Source organism: Dokdonella sp. (assembly GCF_049593775.1).
In the GTDB taxonomy this organism is placed as follows: domain Bacteria; phylum Pseudomonadota; class Gammaproteobacteria; order Xanthomonadales; family Rhodanobacteraceae; genus Dokdonella.
This window is the reverse complement of record NZ_JBAWHJ010000078.1, coordinates 1-4,490: the sequence shown is the minus strand read 5'-3', so window position 1 is coordinate 4,490 and position 4,490 is coordinate 1. Positions and strand designations below refer to the sequence as shown.

Sequence of the window (4,490 nt, the reverse complement as noted above, 5' to 3'; positions counted from 1 at the left end):
GCGCTGCGCTGCGCCAGACATCCTGGCGCCGACACAGTGTTGCCGCCGTGCTGCATGGGGAGAATCCGCAATCCGTAAGGCCGAGAGGGATTCCGGTTGACGATATGTCAGGTGTCCAACCGATTCTTTTCTTGCGTCAACCTTGAGCGAGAACATCATGTTCGGGAACGGCCAACCCATCGTGCCTTCAGGCAGGCACCAGCCGCTCGGCGCACAGCGCTGCGATCCATTCCTCGTTGGTCGGCTCTACTGCAACACGTACGCTGCCCTGATCTGTCGAAATCAGCGGTCTGTTGGCGGCATTGGAGGTCGCGTCGATTTTTATGCCTAGATAGCCTAAATCGGCACAAATGCGTGCGCGGATTTGAGCATTGTGCTCGCCGATTCCCGCAGTGAAGACGAGCAGGTCGAGGCCCCCGAGTACGGCCGTCAGCGCACCGATTTCGCGCACGATGCGGCGCACGTAAAGTGCGAGTGCGGCTTGTGCGCGCTCATTGCCTGCCTCGACGGCGAGCAAATCGCGTGGATCCGAGGAAAGGCCGGAAATGCCGAGCAGTCCGGACCGGTGATAGAGCATTTCGCCGACCTGATCGAGGCTCAGCTTCTCGATTTCCATCATGTAGAGCACGGCTCCCGGGTCCAGCGCTCCTGTACGCGTGCCCATCATGAGTCCATCCAGCGCAGAGAACCCCATTGTCGTCGCGACGCTCTTGAGATCTCTCATCGCGCACAGGCTGGCGCCACTGCCAAGATGGGCGACGACGGTACGCCCTCGCGCACCATCGCCGTAGTGCTCCCCGAGTACGATCGACTGGTATTCGTAGGACAGACCGTGAAACCCGTAGCGACGCAGCCCTCGCTCCCAGGCATCCCATGACAACGGCAGCATCTGCTCGACCATCGGCATGCTGTGGTGGAACGCGGTATCGAAGCAGGCGACTTGCGTGATATCCGGATTCGAGACAAGCAGAGCGTCAATCGCTTCCAGCGCGAACGGCTGGTGCAAGGGGGCGAGCGGGATATAGGACCTCAAGTCATCAAGGACCTCTGCATCGACCCGTACGGCCTCGAAATACTTGCTGCCACCATGCACGACACGATGCGCGATGGCCTTGATGCGATTCACGCCAATGTGAGCGAGTACCCGCAGGCGAATGAATTCGAGTGCGGCGTGGTAAGGCCTCTTTTCATCGAGCTGAAGCGGTGCAGTTGCGAGGCCGGTCTCAGTGTAGCTCGGCGCCGGTCCGGTGATGCCATCGACCCTGCCCTTCCAGTTGGCGATACGCGGCAGGGGGACCTGTGCAGTGTCGAACAACGCGAACTTGAGGCTCGACGAACCGGCGTTGAGTACCAGTATGTAGTCGCTGGTCATGGTGGCGTTGTCTGGTAGTGGCGAGCGACCAGCAGAGCGACGGCGCAGGAAGCAATTCGCGTTTCGCGCGAATCGGCCCGGCTGGTCAATATGATGGGCACGCGTGCGCCCATGACGATGCCGGCACTCGCGGCACCACCGAGGTACTCCAGTTGTTTGGCCAGCATGTTGCCGCTTTCGAGGTCGGGGACGACAAGCACATCGGCGCGCCCGGCGACCGGCGAGACGATGCCCTTGATGCGTGCCGCGGCGACCGAAATGGCGTTGTCGAAAGCAAGAGGCCCATCAAGCACGCCGTCGGAAATCTGGCCGCGGTCAGCCATCTTGCAGAGCGCGGCCGCATCCATCGTTGCAGGCATGTGCGGGTTCACCGTTTCCACGGCGGCCAGGATGGCTACGCGGGGCTGCTCGACACCTATGATCCGGCACAGGTCGATAGCATTGCGAACGATGTCGGCCTTGGCCTCCAGATCGGGCGCGATGTTGATCGCCGCGTCGGTGATGATGAACGGGCGCGGGTAGGACGGCGTCTGCATCAGGTAGCAATGCGAAATGCGTCGTGCGGTACGCAGTCCGGCATCCTGCGCGATCACCGCGGCCATGAATTCGTCCGTGTGCAGGCTACCCTTCATCAAGGCAGCAACCGCACCCGACGAAGCGAGTTCGGCAGCGCGCGCCGCAGCGGCGTGGCTGTGCGGGACGTCTTCGATTTCGATGCCGGAAAGATCGAGTTCGAACTGTGTGGCGAGGGCTTCCAGCCTTGCACGCGGTGCTACCAGCACCGGATCGATGAGCCCCGCTTCGCGGGCGTCGAGCGCGGACCGCAGGGAAATCTCGTCGCAGGAATGAACCACCGCGCAGCGGATCGCAGGGATCGACTTCACGGCATCGAGCAGTCGCTGCACACCAGTCGCATCGGTGAGCCTCACCTCGGGCAAGGTTGCGCGCCTGCGCTCGATTCGATCGGTTGGTGCAATCACGTGCGCTTCGCCATCAATCACGCACTCACCGTCCTGGTTGATGCAGGTGCAGGCCAGCGCAAGGCGCTTGCTATCCACTTCGCGGGCGGTCACTTGCACCCTGATTGACAGGGTGTCACCGACGCGAACCGGACCGGCGAAGCGCAAGGTCTGACTCAGGTAGATCGTGCCCGGACCTGGCATGCGCGTACCAAGCACGGCGGAGATCAGGGCGGCGCCCCACATGCCGTGAGCAATCACGCCGTGGTAACGCGTGGAGGCCGCAAATACGGGATCTGGATGTTGAGGATTGACGTCCCCGGAGAGCACAGCAAATAGCTGGATATCGCTGGCAGTCAGCGTGCGCTCGATGCTGGCCTCGTCTCCGACGGCAATCTGGTCGAATGTCCGATTACACACCCAGCTGATGTCGTCGGAATCGACGGCTGCTGTCTTGCCAGCCTGGTCCTCCGCGCTACTCACGAGCCGACCCCCTCAGCGACAGGAAGTGGCCCAGGTGCAGAAGAGGTCCCTGGTTGGCCTTGTACTGCGCGGCGGGTGAGGTGAGCTTGATGGTCATGGGCTACTCGAGGTCCGGGATTCCAAAGAGGATGTCATATCCGGCATTCCGGATTTTTCCCTGGTGCCGGCTGTGGCGAGCAGGACGCCCCATCCGTTGTCTGCGAATTGCTTCTATTGCACCGCAGTATGGGATCGCCGGGCAACACGCCTATTGACCTGCATCAAATGCCAGAAAGCCGTGTCGTTTCGTTTCCCAGATGAAGAATCCCGAACGTGGTATTCGAGCGGTTCGTGGGCCCGGAATGATCCAGATCAATGGATGCATCCGCGACAAGGCGCAACATGACTGCGACACCTGAGGAGACCGCGCCCATGACCGCCAACGAAAACAATACCAGCCCATTCTCCCGCCAGGCCGGCATGCCATTCTGGGAGGAGAAGCTGACCGACGGCACCGCGGTCACGATCCGCGCGGTCCGCAAGGAAGACGCCACGCTCGAGCGCGAATTCATCACCCGCCTTTCACCAGAGGCGCGGCGCATGCGCTTTCTCTGTCAGATCAGCCAGCCCAGCGACCAACTGATCGACAGTCTGACCAATCTCGACTTCAGCCACGACATGGCCCTGATTGCGATCGTCAAAGAGCAAGGCAAGGCGGTTGAAGTCGGCGTCAGCCGCTACGCCACGGGAGCGGACCGGAGCATCGGTGAATGTGCCATCGCGGTTGCAGACGAATGGCAACATCGTGGACTCGGAACCCTGCTCATGCAGCGCCTTGTGGAGGTGGCGCGCGAGCGCGGCCTGGTCAAGCTCGTCTCCATGGACGATGCAGGCAATTCGAAAATGCGCCAACTGGCCAATGATCTCGGATTCCAGCGCATCGCTGACCCGAACAATCCGCACGAAGTCGAGCACAGCCTCGTACTGTGATTCAGGGTAGCTGAAGTCCATCCTTCAGCCTTCGATCTCCTTGCGGGCACCTTCCTGCGGCAAGTGACCCTGCGCATTCGGACGCTCGCCTCGCCATTGTCCGCGGTAGATGATTGCTGCTCCATTTGGTCAAAACCAAAGCCGCACACCGGCAACAAGCTGGGTGTCTTGAACATCTTCGTTCGCGGCCTGCGCGTAGGTCGCCGTCTGGCCATATTTCTTCGACCACACCACACCCACGTAGGGAGCAAACTTTCGAGTAATCTCGTAGCGCAGTCGCAGTCCGAATTCGACGTCGGAAAGTCCACTGCCGATATCGCGCGCCGGATCATCCTTTCCGTAAAAATTGATTTCCAGGTCGGGCTGCAGGATCAGACGCTGTGTCAGCAGGATTTCGTACTCGACTTCCAGCCGCAATGCAGTACGGCCAGACTCGCCAAGGTAGGCGGTCGCCTGGACTTCAAACCAGTACGGTGCCAATCCCTGGACCCCGAACGCAGCCCAATTGAGATCGGGTCCGTCTTCGAAATCGTGGCGAATACCGGTTTGAAGCCCCCAGTAGGCCGATATGGCCTTGTCCCACAAGAGTTCACTTCGCACCGATTCCATTTTTCCGTCACTGCGTTCGCCTTCCAGTTTGAACCAGAGCTTGTTCAGATCCGATCCATACCAGGCCTGCATATTGATGGCCTGCCCGCTTTCATTGT

Annotated in this window: 4 protein-coding genes; 1 reads left to right on the top strand and 3 read right to left on the bottom strand. The window is 60.7% G+C overall.

Annotated features, from left to right (window positions below; all coding sequences use genetic code 11):
• Positions 1 to 187: 187 nt before the first annotated feature.
• The gene (locus tag WBP53_RS02710) at positions 188 to 1,372 is read right to left on the bottom strand and encodes an acetate/propionate family kinase (RefSeq protein WP_423925678.1); all 1,185 of its coding nucleotides are present in this window, start codon (positions 1,370 to 1,372) and stop codon (positions 188 to 190) included.
• Positions 1,369 to 2,751 (bottom strand): bifunctional enoyl-CoA hydratase/phosphate acetyltransferase, encoded by a 1,383-nt coding sequence (locus tag WBP53_RS02705; protein ID WP_423925680.1) that lies wholly within the window; start codon positions 2,749 to 2,751, stop codon positions 1,369 to 1,371. The genes WBP53_RS02710 and WBP53_RS02705 overlap by 4 nt, the downstream gene beginning before the upstream one ends.
• Positions 2,752 to 3,225: 474 nt before the next feature.
• Here WBP53_RS02705 and WBP53_RS02700 point away from each other — a divergent pair, with 474 nt between their 5' ends.
• Positions 3,226 to 3,783 carry an N-acetyltransferase family protein gene (locus WBP53_RS02700; RefSeq protein WP_423925676.1) on the top strand — a complete coding sequence of 186 codons (558 nt, stop codon included), beginning with the start codon at positions 3,226 to 3,228 and terminating at the stop codon, positions 3,781 to 3,783.
• Between the two features lie 129 nt (positions 3,784 to 3,912).
• Here WBP53_RS02700 and WBP53_RS02695 read toward each other — a convergent pair.
• The coding region (locus WBP53_RS02695; protein WP_423925674.1) for a copper resistance protein B at positions 3,913 to 4,490 on the bottom strand (578 nt) is incomplete at its 5' end.